The sequence below is a fragment of the Nitrosospira sp. Is2 genome (assembly GCF_033095785.1).
GTDB lineage: Bacteria > Pseudomonadota > Gammaproteobacteria > Burkholderiales > Nitrosomonadaceae > Nitrosospira.
Genome location: NZ_CP137134.1, coordinates 3,479,787 through 3,501,693, shown reverse-complemented (window position 1 = coordinate 3,501,693; position 21,907 = coordinate 3,479,787). Strand labels below are relative to the sequence as shown.

General features: G+C 58.6%; 23 protein-coding genes. 7 read left to right on the top strand and 16 right to left on the bottom strand.

What is annotated here, in order from left to right; all coding sequences use genetic code 11:
- Positions 1 to 141 precede the first annotated feature (141 nt).
- On the bottom strand, positions 142 to 741 hold the full coding sequence (locus R5L00_RS15360; RefSeq protein WP_317652651.1) for a DUF1579 domain-containing protein: 600 nt from the start codon (positions 739 to 741) through the stop codon (positions 142 to 144).
- Between the two features lie 245 nt (positions 742 to 986).
- Between R5L00_RS15360 and R5L00_RS15355 the strand changes: the two genes are divergently transcribed.
- A complete protein-coding gene (locus R5L00_RS15355; protein WP_317652649.1) occupies positions 987 to 1,133 on the top strand; it encodes a hypothetical protein in 147 nt (48 codons plus the stop codon).
- Positions 1,134 to 1,230: 97 nt separating this feature from the next.
- On the opposite strand, the gene R5L00_RS15350 is transcribed toward R5L00_RS15355, so the two are convergent.
- Positions 1,231 to 1,800 (bottom strand): hypothetical protein, encoded by a 570-nt coding sequence (locus R5L00_RS15350; protein WP_317652648.1) that lies wholly within the window; start codon positions 1,798 to 1,800, stop codon positions 1,231 to 1,233.
- Between the two features lie 610 nt (positions 1,801 to 2,410).
- On the opposite strand from R5L00_RS15350, the gene R5L00_RS15345 reads away from it, so the two are divergent.
- The gene (locus R5L00_RS15345; RefSeq protein WP_317652647.1) at positions 2,411 to 2,830 is read left to right on the top strand and encodes a hypothetical protein; all 420 of its coding nucleotides are present in this window, start codon (positions 2,411 to 2,413) and stop codon (positions 2,828 to 2,830) included.
- 75 nt (positions 2,831 to 2,905) lie between these two features.
- Here R5L00_RS15345 and R5L00_RS15340 read toward each other — a convergent pair whose 3' ends face one another.
- From R5L00_RS15340 to R5L00_RS15330, 3 genes are all read right to left on the bottom strand, one after another.
- Positions 2,906 to 5,809 (bottom strand): cation-translocating P-type ATPase, encoded by a 2,904-nt coding sequence (locus R5L00_RS15340; protein WP_317652646.1) that lies wholly within the window; start codon positions 5,807 to 5,809, stop codon positions 2,906 to 2,908.
- 74 nt (positions 5,810 to 5,883) lie between these two features.
- Entirely contained in the window at positions 5,884 to 6,402 is a 519-nt protein-coding gene (locus R5L00_RS15335) for a DUF4142 domain-containing protein (RefSeq protein ID WP_317652645.1), read from the bottom strand.
- A 78-nt stretch (positions 6,403 to 6,480) separates the two neighbouring features.
- Positions 6,481 to 6,843, bottom strand: a complete 363-nt coding sequence (locus R5L00_RS15330) for a hypothetical protein (protein ID WP_317652644.1) — start codon at positions 6,841 to 6,843, stop codon at positions 6,481 to 6,483.
- 640 nt (positions 6,844 to 7,483) lie between these two features.
- Between R5L00_RS15330 and R5L00_RS15325 the strand changes: the two genes are divergently transcribed.
- Positions 7,484 to 8,296, top strand: a complete 813-nt coding sequence (locus R5L00_RS15325; RefSeq protein WP_317652643.1) for a calcium-binding protein — start codon at positions 7,484 to 7,486, stop codon at positions 8,294 to 8,296.
- 51 nt (positions 8,297 to 8,347) lie between these two features.
- On the opposite strand, the gene R5L00_RS15320 is transcribed toward R5L00_RS15325, so the two are convergent.
- The 10 genes from R5L00_RS15320 to R5L00_RS15275 all read right to left on the bottom strand — a co-directional run bounded on the left by R5L00_RS15320 (position 8,348) and on the right by R5L00_RS15275 (position 14,523).
- Complete coding sequence (locus R5L00_RS15320; protein WP_107692985.1) at positions 8,348 to 9,220, bottom strand: hypothetical protein; 873 nt, start codon at positions 9,218 to 9,220, stop codon at positions 8,348 to 8,350.
- A 30-nt stretch (positions 9,221 to 9,250) separates the two neighbouring features.
- On the bottom strand, positions 9,251 to 9,457 hold the full coding sequence (locus R5L00_RS15315) for a hypothetical protein (protein WP_107692986.1): 207 nt from the start codon (positions 9,455 to 9,457) through the stop codon (positions 9,251 to 9,253).
- 254 nt (positions 9,458 to 9,711) lie between these two features.
- Positions 9,712 to 10,089 (bottom strand): chaperone modulator CbpM, encoded by a 378-nt coding sequence (locus R5L00_RS15310; protein ID WP_317652642.1) that lies wholly within the window; start codon positions 10,087 to 10,089, stop codon positions 9,712 to 9,714.
- A complete protein-coding gene (locus R5L00_RS15305; protein WP_317652641.1) occupies positions 10,086 to 11,075 on the bottom strand; it encodes a DnaJ C-terminal domain-containing protein in 990 nt (329 codons plus the stop codon). Before R5L00_RS15305 ends, R5L00_RS15310 begins: the two co-directional genes overlap by 4 nt.
- Positions 11,076 to 11,358: 283 nt before the next feature.
- Entirely contained in the window at positions 11,359 to 11,787 is a 429-nt protein-coding gene (locus R5L00_RS15300) for a PRC-barrel domain-containing protein (protein ID WP_107692988.1), read from the bottom strand.
- A gap of 144 nt (positions 11,788 to 11,931) precedes the next feature.
- Entirely contained in the window at positions 11,932 to 12,456 is a 525-nt protein-coding gene (locus R5L00_RS15295) for a DsbA family protein (protein WP_317652640.1), read from the bottom strand.
- Positions 12,453 to 12,926 (bottom strand): redoxin domain-containing protein, encoded by a 474-nt coding sequence (locus tag R5L00_RS15290; protein ID WP_317652639.1) that lies wholly within the window; start codon positions 12,924 to 12,926, stop codon positions 12,453 to 12,455. The genes R5L00_RS15295 and R5L00_RS15290 overlap by 4 nt, the downstream gene beginning before the upstream one ends.
- A 28-nt stretch (positions 12,927 to 12,954) precedes the next feature.
- The gene (locus R5L00_RS15285; protein WP_317652638.1) at positions 12,955 to 13,116 is read right to left on the bottom strand and encodes a BON domain-containing protein; all 162 of its coding nucleotides are present in this window, start codon (positions 13,114 to 13,116) and stop codon (positions 12,955 to 12,957) included.
- Positions 13,117 to 13,253: 137 nt separating this feature from the next.
- Entirely contained in the window at positions 13,254 to 13,745 is a 492-nt protein-coding gene (locus R5L00_RS15280; protein WP_317652637.1) for a PRC-barrel domain-containing protein, read from the bottom strand.
- A gap of 208 nt (positions 13,746 to 13,953) precedes the next feature.
- Positions 13,954 to 14,523 carry an HdeD family acid-resistance protein gene (locus R5L00_RS15275; RefSeq protein WP_317652636.1) on the bottom strand — a complete coding sequence of 190 codons (570 nt, stop codon included), beginning with the start codon at positions 14,521 to 14,523 and terminating at the stop codon, positions 13,954 to 13,956.
- Positions 14,524 to 14,817: 294 nt separating this feature from the next.
- Between R5L00_RS15275 and R5L00_RS15270 the strand changes: the two genes are divergently transcribed.
- Both R5L00_RS15270 and R5L00_RS15265 read left to right on the top strand, forming a co-directional pair.
- On the top strand, positions 14,818 to 15,180 hold the full coding sequence (locus R5L00_RS15270) for a hypothetical protein (RefSeq protein WP_317652635.1): 363 nt from the start codon (positions 14,818 to 14,820) through the stop codon (positions 15,178 to 15,180).
- Positions 15,181 to 15,303: 123 nt separating this feature from the next.
- Entirely contained in the window at positions 15,304 to 15,792 is a 489-nt protein-coding gene (locus R5L00_RS15265) for a hypothetical protein (RefSeq protein WP_317652634.1), read from the top strand.
- Positions 15,793 to 15,892: 100 nt separating this feature from the next.
- Here the strand turns inward: R5L00_RS15265 and R5L00_RS15260 are convergent, their stop codons facing one another.
- Positions 15,893 to 16,903: an NAD(P)/FAD-dependent oxidoreductase gene (locus R5L00_RS15260; protein WP_317652633.1), complete on the bottom strand. Its 1,011-nt coding sequence runs from the start codon at positions 16,901 to 16,903 to the stop codon at positions 15,893 to 15,895.
- Between the two features lie 371 nt (positions 16,904 to 17,274).
- On the opposite strand from R5L00_RS15260, the gene R5L00_RS15255 reads away from it, so the two are divergent.
- The gene (locus R5L00_RS15255; protein ID WP_317652632.1) at positions 17,275 to 19,644 is read left to right on the top strand and encodes a catalase; all 2,370 of its coding nucleotides are present in this window, start codon (positions 17,275 to 17,277) and stop codon (positions 19,642 to 19,644) included.
- A gap of 107 nt (positions 19,645 to 19,751) precedes the next feature.
- Positions 19,752 to 21,851, top strand: a complete 2,100-nt coding sequence (glgX, locus tag R5L00_RS15250; protein ID WP_317652631.1) for a glycogen debranching protein GlgX — start codon at positions 19,752 to 19,754, stop codon at positions 21,849 to 21,851.
- Positions 21,852 to 21,907 lie beyond the last annotated feature (56 nt).

The following is a 21,907-nucleotide window of genomic DNA, read 5'->3' as shown; positions in this document are numbered from 1 at the left end:
CCACTATCGACCTCGACCCTAGTGGCCCTCGACCGTGCCGCAAAAGCATCCGGTCGACGTTCAAACCTTATTACAGCGTTTGGCAGCAGCCAGTTGCTGATTAACTGGGATTGAGCACGCGGGCGTCGCTATCTCCTCGCACTATGGCTTTCTTGTGTAAATGATCTCCATCATCTTCATTTCCTTGCCACCATGATGAGTCCCGAACATATCAAAAGTCTGGGTATTGTTATCGACAATCGTCCAGACGGCGCGATGCGTCATGTGTCCTCCGCCCGGCTCGGCATGTTTTCCCTTCAACGTGATGGTCTTGCCATCGGCGCTCCCCGTACCTTCCATGATGAAGGTGCCGGTACCCATGGTACTCATCCAGGACGTTACATAGCGCTTGAGAAGATTGTCGTAGCCGATTATCTCAAGTCCGGAGAAGGGCTGCCCCATCATCTGGCCGCTGTATTCCTGTTGAAGAAAACGCCCGTCCAGCAACATCTTCATTTCTGCGGAACCGGTAGATTCCATCGGCGGTTTACCGGGTTCCATCCATTCTTTCGTTTTGGTAGTCCAACTTCCGGCAAGGCTGGCTAACAGCTTATGGGGTTTGCCCGGCGTGGCCAGTTTCTTATAGAGTTCCATCTCGGCCTGCGGATCCCTAGGATGCGCCGCCTTGTCATCCTTCGCGTAGGCAACCGATGTCATCAGCACAACGCAGAGAATGGCGAGGGTAAATTGTATTGGACGCATGGCATCCTCCTTGTAGAGTGAATCGGTTCATGGCGCCAATTTTGCAATTTCCATCCGCCTTTGCCCATGTTTTTGTTACTTCCTACGCATAGCCGCCAGGGTAACCAGTAATTTAGGGACATAGGGGGAAAAGCTGCCTTTGGTATTTTATTACTGTTACTTAAAATTTCCGTGCGGTCTCATACAGAATAGCCTGGGATAGGCGCTTTTATTCTTGCCGGGCCTGTACCGGTTTCAGCGGCAGGATGAACAGAATTATCAATGGGTTTAATGCGCGTATTGCCGCGTACTACCAGCATGGGGATCTGCGGACCAAGGGTTCGAACTATGCCCCGGACGTTATCGGCGAGAAGGCAGACGTTTTCAAACTGTCATTCCAGTTGCAAATGTAAAAATCGGAATGACTGGCGGCAAGCGATAACATGAGGCGAAGCCGCTGGAGATTATTGCAGGATTAGCTGTGCTGACAGCACTAACTCCTTGCGGGGATTATTCCTGATTATCTTCCTTCGCTTGCGGGGCTACCTGCTCCCAGCCATCGGGGCATTCCTTCACCTGCGGGTAATAGCCCTCTGCTGAGCGGCAGTAGTGCCAGAAATTCCCTTGAGATTGGGTGGCGGGCTGCGCCGTGTCATTCCGCTCGATGTAGACCGCTGGGGGAGCGGGCCGCGCGGCGACCGGCGGGTACCCGTAGTAAGCAGGGGGGTAATAGGGCGGCATATAGCCGAATGCGCCAAAGCCGAACCCCGGACCGAACCCCCACGCTGGCCAGCCGCCGTACGAATGAATATGTTGGTGGTGATGATGCCGCCCATGGTGCCTGTGTCCATCCTTATGCCCGTCTCCATCCTTGTCCGGGCGCCCACCTCCGTCCTTGTCCTGATCGTTGTCCTGATCGTTGTCTCCCTCGCCGTCGTCGTCCCCCGCGCCATCATCAAATCCTCCATCGTCGAATCCGCCATCGTCTCCTCCATCGTCAGCCCATACCGGCGCTGAAGGAGTCAATCCGAGCACGGCGACCATGAACAATGCGAGACATGACTGAGTGATCTTTTTCATTAAAGTCCCATTTGCTGCTTATGCATATGCTGCTGTTTCTGCATAAGGGTGGCCAAAATGAAAACCGGAACAATTTTGTGCGAGTGAGGCACGTCTCTTATCGCTTCAGGCAATGGCGTGTATCGTCCCGTGAACTGTGTCAATGAATTAACGCACGGCCCTGCTTTTTCGATGACATCTTCCGGCGGCTGGTTTGACAGGGCGTGGGGGAACAAATTCGCTGCCGAGCGAAATGACTAAACGCGGAAAAAGGCGGCCCGCGAACCCGGGCATTGGTCAGAAACATGGCACCGCGTGCCGCTTGGCGATTCCGGTTTTCAGGATGGTATGTTGGCCTGGCAACAGACTCGCGCCCTGGGCCGCGCCATCCTATACCCGTAATTAGAGAGACGGATACCCTGTCCGTGGAGCATTGCGAAGTTGCAGGCGCGGAGGATTCATATAATGGCTTGTGCCCGCAAAATGCGATCACAATCCAAGGTCTCGCTGGTCGGGTGACGCAGCCAGTCAATCCCGGCGTGGACTCCGATATGACGGAGGTGAGATACGGCGAAGGTGAAAGGAGCGGGAAGGGATCGTAGGGAAATACTCAACTGAAGAGGGATAAAAAATGACTATACCGGGGTTTGCTGCGGAAGCATCCTTATATCGGAGCAGGGGCCGCTACACCGTGGTGAAGTATGCCGGCGGGTTTGGCCGTCACGCGCTTGTTTCGCCGCAGGCGTGCGGAGCGTTAAAGTCTCTGGCGTGTAACGGCTTGATTCTGGGCTGCGTCGGTTGCGCCGCCTTCACGCCGAACGTGCCTGCCGTCGTAGGGTGCTTTGCGGCTTGTCTGGGCGGGTTTTTCGGCTATTGCCGCGAGTGCATAGACGTGCTTGACCTCCCTGAGAACGGTGGTGGCGGTGGTGGCGGTGGGGGCGGCGGTGGCGGAAGCCCCGCCGGGGGCACCTGCTTCCCCAATAAATGCTGCGAATGGGGCGACAACGGCGAGTGCACGCTTTGCATTCCAAGGAACGCCGCGTGCCCCTGACGCCCCGATTGGCCCCCATCGGCCCGATCTGCCCGGATCGGCCGCGATTGACCAGGATTGGCCCGGGCTGCCGGATCAGATGGACCGGGCTGGGGTCGCAAGACGGGTTGACGATCGACCCATGGCGCGCCTTGCCAGTTTACTTAGCTCCCGCAGCCACAGCACCGAGCTCGCGGCCAGCGTGCACAGCATCCAGTCGTCGAGGTTCAGGCTCACGGTAGAAAATGCCTTTTGCAGAAAGGGCAGGTAAACAACCGCGATCTGCAACAAAATGGACAGGCCGATTGAGGCCCACAGCCATTTGTTGGAAAACAGGCCGACGAATGCGCTCTGCTCATCCGAGCGCGCGTTGATCACGTTGAAGAGCGAGGCGAGCACCAGCGTGGTGAACGCCATGGTCTGCGCATAGCGCATGTTGCCGCTGCCTTCAATGAATCCTCCGGGAAGAGAGGCGTCCAGCACCAGCAGGGTGCTCACGGCCATGATCACGCCCACATAGACAATGCCGGACCACATTTGGCGCGTAATGACCCCTTCGCCTTTGGCGCGCGGCGGTCTGCGCATCACGTCGGCATCCGGCGGATCCACGCCAAGCGCAAGCGCGGGCGCGCCATCCGTTACCAGGTTGATCCACAGGAGTTGGGTCGCGAGCAACGGGAGCACGATAAGCTGCTCTTCGGCGTGCAGTCCGATGGCATCCGCCAGAACCACACCGAAGAACATCGCGAGTACTTCGCCGATGTTCGATGAGAGCAGGTAGCGCAAAAACTTGCGGATGTTGGCGAAAATGGCGCGCCCCTCTTCGACAGCGGCGATGATGGACGCAAAATTGTCATCCGTCAGCACCATGTCTGCGGCTTCCTTGGACACGTCCGTACCCGTGATGCCCATGGCGACGCCGATATCCGACGTCTTAAGGGCAGGCGCATCGTTTACGCCATCCCCCGTCATCGCCACGACTTCTCCCCCGCGCTGCAACGCCTTGACGATGCGCAGCTTGTGTTCCGGACTCACCCGGGCGTACACAGACACTTCCCTGACGGTTTGATCCAGCGTCTCGTCCGTCATTTTCTCCAGTTCGGAGCCGGTGACCGCCCGGGTGTTCCCCTCCCCGGTGATACCGAGCTGGGCGGCGATAACGGCCGCGGTGACGGGATGATCGCCGGTGATCATGAGCGCGCGGATGCCCGCCATTTTCGCGCGGGCGACCGCTTCTTTCGCTTCCTCGCGCGGCGGGTCAATCATGCCGATCAAGCCCGCGAATACGAGATCCTGTTCGAGGCTTTCATCGACGCCACCAAGTTCGAGCGTAACCAGCGCAGCGGCGGGCATCGAGCGGAAGGCAACCCCTAGCGAACGCAGCGCTTCGCCCGCAAGTTCCTCGTTCTGCTTCAAAATGGCCGCGCGGCGCTCCTCGGTCAGCGCTTTCGTCTCGTCTCCCACCAGTTCGCACGAACAGCACCCGAGCAACAGGTCTGGCGCGCCCTTGGTGAAGACAAGCAGCCGCTCCCGGCTCTGAGGATGGGCATCGGCATCGGTATGGATCGTCGTCATCAGCTTGCGCTCGGAGGAGAAGGGAATTTCTCCCACGCGCTCGAAACGGGCGTCCAGCGCTTCCTTTTCCAGCCCAGCCTTGCGTGCAGCGACGAGAAGCGCGCCCTCGGTGGGGTCGCCCTGCACTGTCCAATGCCCCTCATGCTCTTGCAGAACGGCATTGCTGGCCCGGTCGCCTACGGCAAGCGCCCGCTCCAGTTCGGTTTGCAATGCACCCGCGATGGCGGACTGCTGATCCACGGTGGCGCCCGCGGTCCCTGCATTTTCCTCGCGCAGCACTTCGCCCTGCGGCGAATAGCCTGAGCCGCCGAAGGCCACGCGTCCGCTTGCGGTCACAACCGCGCGCACTGTCATCTCATTCCTGGTGAGGGTGCCGGTTTTATCGGAAGCAACCGTGGTGGCCGACCCCAGCGTTTCCACCGCCGCGAGACGCCGTATGATGGCGTTCCTGCGCGCCATCCGCTGCACGCCCAGCGCAAGGACAGCCGTGACCACGGCCGGCAGCCCCTCGGGTATCGCCGCGACTGCCAGGGCCACGCCCAGGATAAGCGCATCCATAATCGCGGCGAAGCCACTTACATGCTCGACAAGGATAATCGTTGCGATCATCACCACGGCGATGACGACGACGATTATTCCCAGCAGCCTGCCTACATGCGCGAGCTCCTTTTGAAGGGAAGTCGTTTCCTGCGGCGTTTCTTCGAGCATGCCGGCGATGTGGCCCATCTGGGTGTGCATGCCCGTCGCGACGACTACTGCGCGGCCCCGGCCAAACGTCGCACTGGTGCCGCTGAACAGCATGTTGCGGCGGTCGCCGATTTCGGCTTCTTCAGTGATCGGCTGGGTATACTTCGAAACCGGCGTGCTCTCGCCGGTAAGGGCCGCCTCCGCCGTCAGCAGCGCGACGGAATGTATCAGCCGCGCGTCGGCCGGAACGGTATCGCCTTCTTCAATGAGGATAATATCGCCGGGCACGAGTTGAGCCGCTGGAATGTTCCGCCGCGCGCCATCCCGGAGGACGTTGGCCTGAGCCGCCGCCGACATTTGCCGCAATGCGGCGACTGCCTCCTCCGCTTTCGATTCCTGGACATAGCCCATGAGGGCGTTAAGCAGCACCACGGCAAAAATTGCGATGGCTTCGTATGGCAAGGCCGAGTCGCGCTCGTACAGCCACACCCCTGCCGAGATGGCGGTGGCGATTAGCAGCAGGACCACCAGCACGTTTTGAAACTGGGCGAGAAATTTTCTCCAGCCGGGAACCGGTTTTTCGGCCTCTAGCTCATTTGCGCCGTACCTGTCCAGCCGCGCCCGCGCTTCGCTTTCGCTCAAGCCGTGCCTGGTATCGGACACAAAGGCAGCCAATACCTCATCGACGGGCTGCTGATAAGGATTCTTCCGCTCCTGCTCGGCACCAGCGACACTCATGCGCTATCTCATCATGACGTTTCAGCCCGGGGATGACGTATAAAAGGATCAGATGCGGTTCGGCCCCCCGCGCGTTAATTATTCAGGGAGCCCTGAAGCTGCTGGGCATGCTCAAGGTGGTCCGACAGGGGCGCAAACATGTTGTACAGCAACGCCTTCAATTGCTCGCTGCTGGCGCGGGGCATCAGCCTGTTGTCTATCGTATCGAGCATGTGCTGGTTAAGAATGACGTTGTGGTCGATGTATGCCTTATCGAAATCGGTGCCGTCCATCACCGCGAGTTGGGGAAAGCCCGTCTCGCTATCCAGCCGCAACTCCTGGTTGATGGTGCTGTCCCGCGGCGGCAATTCAAGTTTATCCACCAACTCGGTAGCCCGCTTGTTGAGGGCCTCATGGTCGCTTATCTTTCGCTGTGCGAATGTCCTGACCTCGGGGTTGGAAGATTTCGTCGCGGCGAGCAGGCCTGTCTCGATGGCCATGCGATGCGCGGTGATCACCACCTGGGCAATCTGCGCATCGTCCATCTCGCGGAAGGCGGCAAACGCAAGCGCAGGCGCGATCATTCCAGCGGCAAAAACGGATATATTTTTCATGAATTCCCTCGACGGATCGTCAGCGGCTCAGTCAGCGGCTAATCATGGGATAAGCCAGCGTCCAAGCCAGTGTCTCAGTTAGTGTATATCCCGCTTCAGTTGTTCCTGCTTTTTCGCGTTGGCTGGCAGGGTGATGACTATCCTGGGGGGACTGAGGACGCGCACTTTAGCTCCTGCCGCCGTCAGGGGTTCGATCAGCGACGACAACTCTTCCAGGCCTTTTACGCATGCGATCTTCGCCAGTAGTTCGGGACCGCCTGAGGCGCGGATCTCCTCCACCCGACCGGGCGCGTCACCACCGTGCAACAGGGAAAACAATGAATGATTATAGTTCACGGGCAGCGTAATCTCGATCTCCAGCGCATCATCCAGCAGCGCCGGTATGGACTCGATTGTTTCGTGTCCGTGCCAGGGTAATGTGATCAGCGGTTCTTTTTCCATTCTTTGCCCTCGTTTGTCATCAGCTGGGAACCCCAGGCCACCTTGAACTTGTAACCAGGCTGCAACCGGCCATCCATCACCTTCTAATCATCCGCTATAGGCCGCCATACCCATCATTATGGGCGATCGCAACCCTGGATCTCCGTTCGTTTCAGTACAGAAGGAAGCGCTGGACAAGTCCTCCGCTGAAGGGACGTCTTTCCGGGCGATTGCTTTGTCATGCTCCTGACGAAGGGGACTGTTGTCCTTCTCGTCGTCGCCGGTCGTGCTTCCCATCCCTCAAAATCTGCCGTCTCCCCGTGAATACCTCTTGTGAGGACTTGTTCAAGGGCTTGCAAGGGCACAAAGGAATTCCCGGTTCGGCCGGTCATATCGCCATGCGCTTGTTATTATCGCTGAAACGGTCTATTTTTCAATTGATGAACTTGTTTATGAGTTGGGGCGGTGACCGAAAAATGCGCGCGGCGTGGCTGCTCGGAAGCATTGCGAGTCTCGCCCCTGATCAAATCGAGTAGAAGAAATTTCTCCGGGGATCGCCACGCCGCTCGTGTGCATCATTGCCTTTGCCCGTGCCGGAGAGCGTATTCAAGTCATCATTGTGCCGGTATTCATTTTTTCGATTCCTTATGAGGAGATCATCATGGCTACGATTTTTGGCACACCCTACAACGATAACGGCGGCTGGAATGGCGGGCAATATCGCCCCCATTTGCGCGGCGGGGACGGCAATGACAATATCTACGGCCTCGGGGGAAGCGACGTCATTTACGGTTATCGGGGGCACGACCGCCTGTATGGCCAGGATGGCAATGACCGGATTGACGCGGGCGAGGGTGATGACAAGCTCTATGGCGGCATTGGTAACGACGTGCTCGATGGCGGCAGCGGAAACGACTATCTGGACGCCGGCGCCGGCAATGACAGTCTTGAAGGTTCTACCGGCAATGACGCGCTTAGCGGGAGCGAGGGTAACGACTCGCTGAGCGGCGGGGCCGGTAACGATCATCTGGACGGCTCAACGGGCAACGATGCGTTGAGCGGCGGCAACGACAGCGACTACCTTTTCGGCGGCGATGGCAGCGATGTTCTCAACGGCGGCAACGGCAATGATTATCTCAACGGCGGCAGCGGAAAGGATTATCTTTTTGGGGGCACCGGGAAAGATACCTTCGATTACGATCGGGTGAGTGACAGCCTCAAGCCCCATCCGCTCGGGTTCAATCCGCAGTATGACATCATCTCGGGCTTCAACCGCCCGGAAGGGGATAAGCTCGATCTCTCCACCATTGATGCGAATGCACAAGTGGCGGGTAACCAGGCGTTCAGTTCGAGCCAGCTTTCATACAACGCGGCTATCGGCGTTCTGACTGCCCATGTTGCTGGCGGGGGAGACCTGCAGATACAGTTGGTGGCGACCGCGGCATTCAATCCGAGTCTGGATGTTATTGCATGAGGGTGTAATTTCCGAAGGTCTGCGGCGCGGCGGAGGCGTTTCTTCTGTCGGCTACTGGCCCCGGAGGATGCCGTTGCCCGACTGTTCCAGTTCGTCTATCGCCCGGTCGAGAATCTCCGTATCCGCGCCACTTTCGATCCTGACCGCGTTGAGCGGCTCGAAATAGACATTCGCGATATTATCGCTGGTGATTACCAGCAAGGGCTTGATCCCCAGGTTTTCGCCGCCAATATCGAGCGGAATGGATGTGCTTGAGTGCTGCGTGCCGCTGCCGGTTATCTCGATCGTTGAGGTTCTGGCGTCGTGCAGAACAATGTAACTGATCGTGCCGTCCGCCTTGGCAAAAAAATCCTGCAGAATTCCGTCATAGAAGATTACATTGTTCAGATTCTGCGTGCGGGACAGCACATGGGCGCGCACGAGTTCAGCACCCTTCTTCTTTCTCCCTCTCTCCAGCATGAACAGGTAGCGGTGACGGGTGAAGCCGCTGAGATAGCCGTTCTCGATCAGTTTGCCTGCGCCGAACCCCAGCAACCCGGTTATCGCGCCCGTGACGCCGAAGTAAACCAGGATCCAGCCCGCATAATGGTCGAGCATGCTGCGAAATGTGCGCGGAGGGGTGCCGGGCAGGGTGAAGGCCTCGATGCGCAGCAAGGCGGCAAACTCGTCGAAATCCACGCAGGGCATGCCGGCCAGCGTGGGTAGAGCGCCCGGGCCGGTGCCAAGACACAGACGGGTATTGATGACAAAGTAGGCGCAAGCGTGGATAAGGAAACTGATGATGACGACGCCCGCCAGCTGCGCGAGCGGGCTTGCAGGGGATACCTCCCGGGTTACCTGGTTCGGGGAGTAGAGTCCCCAGAAAAAAGCGAAGCCGGGAAGCAGCAGGACAACGATGACAACCGTTGCCCAGGCGATGGACATGGATAGCTTGGGGGATGGTTTAGGGCGGGATTACGCCGTTGCGGCCTCAGAAATGGAAGGCGCCGCTGCGGCTTTCTGACCGTTGCGCAATGCTTCTATTTCCTTGATGGCGGTTCTCAGATCGACGGAAGATCTATGCGGATTGGAAAGAACCTTGATCACGATTTCCGAATTGCCGCCCGCGAGGCGCACCAGCTTGTCATACAAGACCCGGTCTTTATCCTTGAGAACCCGCATTATTCGCCCACCGCTCCGATTATTCCGTTAAATGATGTTTGAATTATTAGCATAATAACGGATGGGTGTCAAGAGCGTATTTTGAAGATTCCGGGTGCCAGCGCAGAAAAAGCACTGGATCGCACCGGATTTATGGCGCCGCAACGAATGAACGGCAGGGGCGAGTCGAGAAGTAAGTCGGGATACAGGGAAAAGCCGGGGCGGGTCGAAGCAGTGGAAGGTGGGGGAGCCGGATTGCCCGGCCTGCAAGGTTGCTATTCGCCGCCCATCGACTTGACCTGGGCGCGGAGATTTTCGATCTCGTCGAGGAGTTGCAGGGCCAGCGCGACACCCGCCAAATTGACGCCCAGGTCGCTTTGGAGGCGCATCGCTGTTCTGGCGCGGCGCATCTGCTCGCCGGAGAAGCGCCAATGCTGGGGTTCGTTTTCTTCGGTGGGCATCTCCGGCATCAGCAGGCCCTCGTCCACCAGTTCTATTATGTAACCGGTCTGCACCGAGCAGGCATGGCTGATTTCGGTCAGGGTCAGAACGCTCTCCTCGTCGAGAATGATTCCGCTCAGTGCGCCGTTACCGTTTGCAGGCCCGGATTCAGGATCGGTCGACATATTGTCCAGCCCATTTTCACCGCTCATGCGCTCACTCCCAGCCTGGCTCTCGGATTAAATGATTTAAACTGCTCCGCCATCTTGCGGTAATTCTCCTTGTCCGCCTCATCATTGGCGGGAGGAGCCACGATTTGCAGCACGACAAAAAAATCCCCCGGCGTTTTGCCGGGAATGCCGCGGCCCTTCAACCTGAGCTTGCGTCCTGTTGTTGAACCAGCAGGAATCTTGAGTTCCACGACCCCACCCGGCGTGGGTGTTTTTACCGTCGCGCCCAGCGCCGCCTCCCACGGGGCCACTGGCAGATCAAGGTAAACGTCCGCATTCTCAACGCGATAGAAGGGGTGCGGGCGAAATGCAACTTCAAGGTACAGGTCTCCGGATTTGCCGCGGCCGTGGCCTGGCGCACCCTGGCCCGCGAGGCGTATATACTGCCCCGAGCGGATCCCTCGCGGAATGACGACATTCAGCTTGTGCTCCCGCGTCGATACATGTCCGCCGGCGTCTACCTGGGGTACCTGAAGGGTAATGGAGCGGGTACCACCGGTGTACGCTTCTTCGAGGTCGATCATTATCTTTGCGTAATGATCCTGGCCCGGCACACTATAGGTCCCGCCTGTCCGAGCGCCTGTTGCTCCGCCTGGCCTGCCTTGTCTTCCATGGGCTGCGCCAAAGCCCTGGCCGAACAGGGATTCGAAAAAATCGCTGTACTGCGATGCATCGGCCCCGCCAAACCCGCGTTCGGAAAACTCGAAGCCCGCGTTCCAGTCCGGCGGCGGGCGGAATTCCTGGTTCGGCTTCCATTCCGCGCCGAGCCGGTCGTAGGCCACCCGTTTTTCGGGATCTTTCAGTACCTCATAAGCCTCGCCCAGTTCCTTGAAGCGGACCTCCGCCTCGGGTTCCTTGCTTACATCGGGATGATACTTGCGCGCCAGCTTCCGGTAAGCGCGCTTGATGTCGTCCTGGGACGCATCCCGCGGCACACCCATGATCTTGTAATAGTCCTTGAATTCCATTTATGATTCGCAATAAGCAACGCAAGCGTTCGGATTTCACTCAAGCATACCCTGTAACTCTCCTCTATTACAAACACGAACAGATTCCAGCCCATACATCTTTCATCGGGAATGCAAGCCTGCTGAGACTGCCGTGACCGTGATAGTGACAATTGATTGCACCGGCAGCGGTTCTTACCGGCACGATCATCAGGCCATTCCTTGACGATCGAGAGCTTGGCGGTGGGGAGCAGCCCCCGTATATTGTAGATTCGACGAACTGCTCTCGTTATCGGCTACCCTGCTATTGAGCGTACACAAAGGGAGGCAGTTTCTTCAATGCCTCCTTTGTGGCCCCCGCAATTATCGCCTTTGGGGCGATCTGGGTGAATTGGCGCACCGGTATCGCGACCCGGTGCTTCCCCATCCCGAGAAAGCCTCCAACCTCCACAATTGCCACGGACAACTTCCCGTCCGGGCTCAGGATCAGATCCTCAATTTCCCCGATCTTATCGCCGGATTCATTCTGGACTTTGGTACCGATCAGCTTGGAAGCCCGCCAGCCGGTAGCAATAAGCTCGGTCTCAACTACAGTGACACCCAGCGTTACCTTTCCCGCCGGTACCGGTGGTACTACAGCTCCCTTGTCATGACTTTCGGCAAAGGCCGTACCAATCAATGCCAGGCTGAAAAATACAGGGATGATTATGCTTCTTCCGAGGTTCAGGTTCATGATTTAACTCCTGTTAAAGTTCACTTTGTCAACGTTCACTTACTACTAGAGCGCGCCAGCATGAGCTGACCCGCCACCTACTCGCTGCCCCCGGGCCCGAATCTGTCTCATGCCGAGCCGGAACGCCTCACGAATACCTGTTACTTATACATATGCTGCTGCCCGTAGCGCACTCAGGAGGGAGGCTTCATCCCAGCCACCGTCATGACGCTCCCCATTGATGAAAAACGTTGGGGTCCCCGCCACGCCACTGCGCACTCCGCCCATGAAGTCGCGTTTAACGTGCTCGCGGAATCGCCCTGATGCCAGATCCTCGTTGAAGCGCTCCATGTCGAGACCAAGTCCTTGGGCAAGCGCTGCTATCAATTCAGGACTCAGCGCCGGCTGATTTTCGTAGAGCGCGTCATGCATTTGCCAGAACTTGCCTTGGGCGCCCGCGGCTTCAGCCGCTTCGGCAGCAAGCTGGGCCTGCGGATGAACCTGGGTGAGCGGGAAATTTCGGAACACGAAGCGGAGGCGGGGGCCAAGCTGGTCCTGGACCAGCTTCACAATCGCAGACGCGGCTGCGCAGTACGGGCACTGATAATCGCCATACTCGACCAACGTAAGCGGGGCGGACGCAGGACCCCGCATGTGATCGTCCGGACCCACGGGAACGCGCAGGCTCATGATGTACCCCCAGAAAGTGATTCGAGGGCGCGCAAAACGCCGTCCGCGCCCGGGTTAACGCCAATCGGCGAGACGTGGCTCCAATGGACCACACCATCGGGCTTGATGACGAAAAGGGCACGCTCGCTTACCCCTTCCTTGCTTCGGTAGACACCGTACTGGCGCGCAACTTCGCCCTTGGGTTCGAAATCGGCCAGGAGCGTCATGCGGTAGCCACGGTCTTTGGCGAAGGCGTTATGGCACCACGCGCCATCCACGGAAATCCCCAGCAGCGAGGCGTCGAATTTGGCGAACTCATCGCGAAGCTCGTTGAACAGCGCGAGTTCGTCGCCGCACACCGGGCTCCAGTCGGCCGGGTAGAAAATCAGTACAACAGGCCGTCCGCGAAATTCGGACAGTGCGACGCGCTGGTCGGGCGTACTTGGTAATGAGAATTCAGGAGCCGATGTGCCCGCCTTTAATGCTTCCATAAGGTTCTGCCCTCCATTGATGTTCACGTCAAACGAGAAACAAACGAGGGACCCGCCGTCCACTCGCGTGCCGGTACCTGCAGGTAACAACGCCATCCTTTACCGCCACCGCGATATGGGTGGCGTCGATTTCGCGATCCCACTTGAGTTCCCACTCCACGTCCTGTTTGATTTCACTATCGGATCTCACGTTGCCTCCCGGATATGAACCTGCGGACGTCGATGAATGCTGCTGGGAATTTTCAGAGGCATGAGCACGGCTTCGTCAATCCGAACCAGAATCGTTGAGTCGGGTTGCTGAAGATGTGCTCGAACCGGCGGGATGCGTCATGGGGCCGGGACGTAGGCGGCGTACTCAAACTTTGGCATGTTTTTCAATGCGGCCTTGGTCGCTCCGGGGAGAATCGCCTTTGGCGCGAGGCGTTCGAACTGGCGTATGGGAATGGCGACCCGGTGTTTGGCAAGGCCGAGGAAGGTTCCTACCTCGATAACTGCCACGGACAGGTCCCCCTTGGGAGTGGTTATCACGTCCTCGATTTTGCCGATTTTTTCATCGAACTCGTTGTGTACGGTTGCGCCGATCAGCTTGGAGGCACGCCAACCCGTGGCAACGAGATCAGCCTCGACTACCTCGACACCAAGGATGACCCTGCCGGCCACCGCGGGAGGCATCAACGCCTTCTCTTCTTTCGTTTTGGATTCCGAGCCCTTATCCTTTTCCACAGGCTTGTCCTTTTGCTGCTGGGCCATCGCGCCCCCCATCAATGCAGCGCTGCAAGCAGCGCATATGACCAACGTTTTTACGGGTTTCCAGTTCATGGTTTGCTCCTGTCGAAATTTGTTCCTGAAATGCACCAGCATGGCTGGCAGCGCTGATGGTTGACGCCCGGGCCTCATATACGTGTCTCATACCGAACCGAGCGTCTTTCCAGTAGCGTTCCCTTTTGCCATGTTCCCTTTATCCCTTTATTGCTTTACCGGTACCGATAGCGCTCCGGCAACTCTGGTGAGACTCCGGCAAGCAAGCCTACGCGGGAAGAGTGCTGGGCGGTGTGCCGTGACCCTCGGCCCAGCCTCGCGCGCGCCAAGCCAGCGCAAGCAGCAGCACGCCTGAAAAAATGGCGTAGATGCTGATCAGCCACACCAGGGCCAGTGCTCCGGCGCCGGGGAAGAAAAACACAAATACCCCGAAGGCGACAGAAACGATGCCATTGAGAAATAATAACGCTTCACCTTCGATGACCTTGCGCAAGCGAATGGCCATGATGATATCGACCAACCCGCTCGCCAGGGCAGTCGCGCCGATCAAAAGCACCAGGAATACCGCTGTGAGGTTTGGATAAATTATCGCAACCGCACCTGCGGCCACGCTCATCAAGCCTAGGAGCAGAAGCAGCCACCAATCGCTGTTGGTGTGCCGGTTTTTTATCGCAGCGCTCGCTGATGCAAATCCGCTGATAAACGCATAAACCGCGAACAGGGCCAACAGCCAAAGCAGGGTAAGCCCGGGCCAGATCGCCGCCAGGATGCCGAACAACAGGGAAACGGCGCCGCGCCACGCCAATCCCTTCCATGAGTTGGAAAGCAGGTTTTGCATGATGACACCTCCGATTGTTGATAGTACGAGGGGCGAATGGTGGCGATTCGGGGGAGGCGACTGCCGTTCGGTACCGAACATAGCCAAATTCCCCCTCTCTCTCGCCCTTCGGGCGGTATGGCAGCGTATGGGCGCGTATTTGCCGCGGTGCCTAAGCGAGCTGGGCGAGTGCTGGCGATGTTTTTTTTGGGTAATGTTTTTTTTGGCAATATTTTTTTTTGATGTTTTTTGTTAGCATCATTCCTGTCACATAATGATTGAGCAGATCGATTAATGAGCAGAGGGAGTACCCTAATGTCCAATTCACGCAACAAACCACCCGCAAAATCAGGACCTCGCAAGGAAACTGGGATGCTGACAGAGCGAGTCGAACTGACCGGCCCGCATGCGGACCAAAAACCGCTGAACCCGTCAGTGTCAGAGGAAGAAACACTTATGCCGCACGAGCGCGACCAGACCACTAAACCGGCGGGCACGAGCCAACCGAATGAAAATGAGATGTCCCGTGCCGTCATCGGGCAGGCCGCGGAAGACACGGAGCATGGCCTGAAAGACACCGACCGCCGAGGCATTCCATCGGACATCGTGAAATCGGACGTGCCTGGGTCGGAAAAAACATCGGATGTGCCTGAGCAGGCAAGAAAAAAGAAAAAATGAAGCGGTGATGCAAGGATGCTCGCATCGCGCTTCCTCGCTTTTTATTGCGCTTTTATACGAACGCCGTGGTCTGTTCCGGAAAACCCGCCTTATAGCTCAACCGGTTCAAATGAGACTCATCATATGCACCCTATAAAATTTGTTCGAAAAATGATGCTGGCCTTGATTCTGGCTGGTGCTGTCGTCACTCCGGGTTTCGCCGAGGCGGATGAGCCCGCAGCGGGTTCTCCGGCTGCAAGCCCCTCGCTGCCGCCGGTTCAGTCGCAGGGCCAAACGGAATTCATGACGGGAGGAATAGGCCTGGACGAATCCGAGGCGATAAAGAAGGAAGGAAGTTCGTGGCCATTGATGCTTGAGTTTGTACAGGCTGATACTCCGCGTGCCGAGTACATCAGCGATGCGAAGGTCACAATCAAGGACAAATGGGGAAACGTGGTGCTGGAGGCGAACGCGGAAGGGCCTTATATGCTGATAAGGCTTGCTCCGGACAGATATTCCCTATACGCCACCCATGAGTCGGTCACGCTTCATCGGGAGCTGAAGCTTGTAAAAGGGCAGAACAGGAAAATCAAGTTGCTCTGGCCCCCGTCCGGGTATAAGACTGCGCAGTAAGGGTGACCTCATGGCGCTCGCTTCCGGGTTCAATCGCCAGAGCGGTTCCGAAGGCGCCATGAAGGTTGGGCGGCCGGGGCCAATGATGCGTAACAGGCGGTCAGACCCCCAGACCCTTGCTCAACCAGTTGTGTATGTCGGTCGCGGCAATGGCGGCATGGCCCATGGCGACGCTGATCTGGCTCAATTCATTGACCACGTCGCCGGCGGCATATAACCCCGGCACGGTCGTGCGCTGATGGCGGTCGACGATCAGGTTTCCACATTTGTTGCGCCTGGCGCCCAGTCGGATGGCAAGCTCCGATCTCGGGCTCTCCCCCAGCATTGGGTAGATGACGTCGAAAAAGACTTCTTTCCCGCCTGAAAGGCGGATCGCTGCCCGGGGCTGCCCGGTTATCGACACTTCCGCCTGCGCATCCTCGATCACATCGATTCGCGCCTGCCGCAACTTTTTCCGCTCTGCTGGTGGGAACGTGGTATCGCCCATGTATATAAGCGTGATTTTTCGTGAGTAGGTTTGCAGGAACAAGGCATGGCTTACGCCATCCCTGGCCGAGCTCGACATGACCGCTATTGCCTGGTCTCTCGCTTCATACGCGTCGCAAATCGGGCATAGACGAACCAGGCCGCGTCGAACGCCTTCGGTCCAGTTGGGAATGTTGTGCACGACGTCGGCGGTGCCGGTTGCGAGCAGAACCGTGGATGCGCGAAGCGCAGGCAAATCGTCAAGGAGGAAACCTCCGCCGTCTCCAGCCCGCATCGCTTCGAATACATTTCCTTCACGTTTCAGGGCCGAGATTTCGGCAGCTTCGATCTCCACCTCGTAATGCGCCGCCTGGCAGCGGAGACGCTCAAGCAGTTCCTCACCCCCGACCCCGTCCGGAAAGCCGGGACAATTGTGACTTGCGGGTATAAGCGACGCGCGGCTGCACCCGCTATCGATCACCACGACCTTGCGCCGAAAGCGGGCGAGATAAACCGCCGCCGTCAGCCCCGCCGGTCCTCCGCCGATGATCAGGCAGTCCTTGCCGCCATTGAGGTCGCGGCCGTAATTGTCGTTCTGGCCGCGGCTGGGGGAAGGTGGATTGCGCGGGGGTGGCACGGCTGACATTGTTATGCTCGCTTTATCTTTAATGTTTATCTCTTCAATAACTCGCGAACATGAACAGGATTGGAATGGATGCTCGCGCGCTTTCTTTAACGGTCACTCTCTTGCACGGTGATCGAAGCATATGCCCGGCGCTAGCTGGATTCCGTACGGCAAGGCACAAAGCCAGGCGTGGTGTCTCTGCATGCGACGGACAGGAAGGACGCGCGCGCGTATTCACGATGCTGATGAGGTATGTTCGATGCCGCACTGAAGGCGACAGAAAAAGACCTCATCATCAGGGTCTTACCCGCACCTCAGCAAACGCACCCCAGTAAACCCTGCTTATCCAGCTAAACCCTGCCAGTTCAATTCATCTTTTTGAAAGGATCACTATGGAAACTGCTAATGAAAATGACAATCGCTCAACCGTGAGCGGCCCGTCACGCCCGGACGGAACGCCGGCAAACGAGTTCACTGCAAAGCTCGCGGCAGCTCAGGAACTCGCCGCGGCCATGCCCTACAACGCCAACAAGGCGCTTGAGTATGGCGAGGTCTCCCCCGCACCGGAAAAAGGGCAAACAGTGGAACCATCCGACCCGAACGCGACCGGCAGCACCTTGACCGAGGACACCAGTTCCGACAAGACCGGCATGGGGGAGCCGCAACTGGGCTTCAATGCCACCAATGAGTCGCTTGACCGGGTACGCGCAGACTCGAGCGGCCGCGCGCTGACCACCAATCAGGGGGTCCCGGTGGCGGACAACCAGCATTCATTGAAGGCGGGGCTGCGCGGCCCGGCGCTGCTGGAGGATTTCATTCTGCGCGAGAAGATCACGCATTTCGACCACGAACGCATACCCGAGCGCATCGTGCATGCGCGTGGCTCTGCGGCCCATGGGTATTTCGAGTGTTATGAGTCGCTGGAGCGATACACCCGGGCGACGCTGTTTGCCGAAGAGGGCAAGAAGACGCCCGTCTTCGTGCGGTTCTCGACGGTGATCGGCGAGCGCGGCTCGGCGGATACTGTCCGCGACGTGCGGGGCTTCGCGGTCAAGTTCTATACTGACGAAGGTAACTGGGACCTGGTGGGAAACAATATTCCCGTGTTTTTCATCCAGGACGCGATAAAATTCCCGGACCTGGTGCATGCAGCCAAACCCGAGCCCCATTTTGCGATGCCGCAAGCCTCCACCGCGCACGACACCTTGTGGGATTTCATCTCGCTGATGCCTGAATCGGCCCACATGATGATGTGGGTCATGTCGGACCGGGCGGTACCGCGCAGCTACCGGATGATGCAGGGTTTCGGCGTGCACACTTTCCGCCTGATTGCGGCGGATGGTGGCTCGCACTTCGTGAAATTCCACTGGCGTCCGCTGGCAGGGACGCATTCGCTTGACTGGGACGAAGCGGTCAAGATCAGCGGTGCCGATCCGGATTTTCACCGTCGCGATCTTTGGGAAGCCATCGAGTGCGGGGCATTTCCGGAATATGAGCTGGGCATGCAGATTTTTACCGAGGAACAGGCGGAAAAATTCAGCTTCGACGTGCTCGACGCCACTAAGATCATCCCGGAAGAGCTGGTTCCGGTTCGGACCGTGGGCAAGATGGTTCTCAACCGCAATCCGGACAACTTTTTCGCTGAAACGGAGCAGGTGGCGTTCTGCGCCGCGCATATCGTTCCCGGGCTCGATTTCACCAACGACCCCTTGCTGGCCGGCCGCATCCACTCATACGTGGATACCCAGATCTCGCGGCTGGGCGGGCCCAATTTCCATGAAATCCCCATCAATTCGCCGGTCGCGCAAGTCTACAACAACCAGCGCGACGGCATGCACCGGCAAGCCATCAACCGGGGACGCGTTGCCTATGAGCCGAATTCTCTCGGCGGCGGATGTCCGTTCCAGGCGGGCGCGGCCGGTTTTTCCTCCTATCGCGAGCCCCTGGCCGGGGACAAGGTGCGCGGCAGTCCCGAGCGTTTCGCGGACCATTACACCCAGGCAACGTTGTTCTGGAACAGCCAGACGCCCGTGGAAAAGGCGCACATCATCAGGGCTTTCCGCTTCGAGTTGACGCGGGTGCAAACCCCGGCGATACGGCAGCGCATGGTGTCGGTGCTGGTAAACGTTTCCCTGGAGCTCGCGGAAGCGGTCGCGCTGGGACTGGGCATCGACCTGCCGCCGGCCCAGCCTAAAGCCTTGCAAACGCGCGTCGTACCCGAGGTCGAATCCTCTCCCGCGCTCTCGCTTTTTGCCCGGCCCGGCGAACGCAATATCCGCATGCGCAGGGTCGCCATTCTGGTTGCCGACGGGGTGAACGGCGCGAGAGCAAGAGCGATCCATGCCGGGCTTGCCAGGGAGGAAGCGGTGCCTCGTTTCGTCGGCGTTCGGCTGGGACGGGTCCAAAGCACGGATGGGAATCAGATCGAGGTGGATGTTACGGTAGAGGCCATGCCTTCCGTGCTCTTTGATGCCCTGGTGGTGCCCGGCGGACACGAGGACATGAGAGTCTTGGCCAGCACAGGCCCGGTGCTCGAATTTATCGGCCAGCAATACCGTCATTGCAAGCCGATCCTGGTTCTGGGCAATGGCAGGGCGCTGGCAGAGCGGGCAGGCGTAAAGCTCGTGCTTCCCTCCGGCGAGCTGGATTCGGGCGTGCTTTACTTCCAGGATGAGAACTTCGACGATGTCCTGCCGCAGTTCGTGGAAGCAATCGCCGCCCACCGTCATTTCGCCAGGGAGACAGACCCCCCGCAGGTCTAGAGAGCGAGGGAACCGGACGCGGAGGGACTCAACACGGCCGTTGAACACTGTTATCATTGCTTCATGCGATGTGAGCAGTCTTCAAGGCCCTGGGGCCAGCCCTTCGAATGAAAGTCTGGCCCGGCACCCCGTATCCGCTTGGCGCGACCTATGATGGCGCGGGGACGAACTTTTCGGTATTTTCGGAAGTGGCCGAGCGTGTCGAGTTGTGCCTGTTCGATGAGGCAGGCCGCGAAACGCGGGTGGCATTGCCGGAGGTCACCGGCCACTGCTGGCATGGCTATCTCCCCGGCGTGGAACCGGGGCAACGCTACGGCTTCCGCGTGCACGGCCCATGGGCGCCGGAGCAGGGCAACAGGTGCGATCCCGGGAAGCTCCTGCTCGACCCCTATGCAAAGGGCGTCTATGGCGATATTGCGTGGGACCAAGCTGTATTTCCCTACCATTTCAATGCCGATCCCAACGCAGCCAATGGCGGGGACAGCGCACCCTTTATGCCCCGCTGCATCGTCCACCAGCCCTTCTTCGACTGGACTGGCGATCGTCAGTTGCAACGGCCCTGGAACGAAACGATCATCTATGAGACGCATGTAAAGGGTTTTACTGCGCGCCACCCCGACATTCCGCCCGAATTGCGCGGTACATATGCGGGACTAGCCCATTCCGAGTCGATTGAATACCTGAAGAAACTTGGCGTCACTGCTGTCGAGCTGATGCCGGTGCACTATTTCGCGAACGACAAGCACCTGCTGGACCAGGGGTTGAGCAACTACTGGGGCTATAACTCCATCTGCTACTTCGCTCCGCATGGCGCGTATGCCGCCGACAAGCGGCCGGGCGCCGCCGCCGCGGAGTTCAAGCAGATGGTAAAGGGGCTGCACCAGGCCGGTATTGAGGTTATCCTCGATGTGGTCTACAACCATACCGGCGAAGGCAACCACCTGGGTCCGGTGCTGAGCCTGCGCGGGATCGATAACGCCTATTACTACCAGTTGATGGAGGACCGGCGTTACTACCGGGATTACACTGGCACCGGCAACTGCCTCAACATGCGCCAGCCCCACGTATTGCAACTGATCATGGATTCACTGCGGTACTGGGTGCTGGAAATGCACGTGGATGGCTTTCGCTTCGACCTGGCTTCGGCCCTGGCGCGCGAACTGCACGAGGTACAGATGCTGAACGCCTTTTTCGATATCATCCAGCAGGATCCGGTCACGAACCAGGTGAAGCTGATCGCCGAACCCTGGGATCTAGGCGAAGGGGGGTATCAGGTTGGCAATTTCCCGTCGGGCTGGTCCGAATGGAACGGCAAGTACCGCGACTGCATACGAAACTTCTGGCGGACGCAGGAACCCACCCTGACCGAGTTCGCCTATCGCTTCACCGGCAGCCCCGACCTCTACGCGGGCAATTCGCGCCGTCCGTTCGCCAGCATCAACTTCGTCACCGCGCACGACGGTTTCACTCTGCGCGACCTGGTGTCCTACAACGAGAAACATAATGAGGCCAACGGCGAGGACAACCGCGATGGCAGCGACGACAACCGTTCCTGGAACTGTGGCGTCGAGGGGTCTATCAGCGATCCAGATGTGCTCGCCCTTCGCGCCCGGCAGCAACGGAATTTTCTGGCCACTTTGATGCTGTCCCAGGGTGTCCCGATGCTGGTCGCGGGGGACGAGGCAGGGCGCACCCAGCGGGGAAACAATAACGCCTACTGCCAGGACAATGAAATCTCCTGGCTGGACTGGGATCATGTGGATAAGGACTTGCGGGACTTCGCATGCCGCTTGATTCAGTTCCGCCGCGCTCACCCCGTCTTTCGCCGCCGCCGCTGGTTCCAGGGGCAGGCTATTCATGGCGAGGGCAAGGACGACATCGCCTGGTTCGATCCGTGCGGTGAGCAGGCGAGCGAGCAGTTATGGGAAGGGGGGGTGGTGCAGAGCCTGGGGATTTTCATCAACGGTGAAAACTTCCCCAACCCCAATGCCCGCGGCGAACCCGTCACGGACGACAGTTTCTACCTGATCTTCAACGCGCACTTCGAAGACGTGGATTTCATCCTGCCGCCCAACCGCTGGGGCATGGGCTGGGTGAAAGTGTTCGATACGGCGGAAGGATGGTCGGAGGATGGGGCCGCGCTCGAAGCCGGCGCTACGCTGTCGGTCGTGCAGCGGTCGTTCGTGCTGCTTCAGCGGCGGGCCTGAATACCTGCCCGTAGCCAATAGGCGCTTACTTGATGCCGGACAAGTGGTCGCTACAG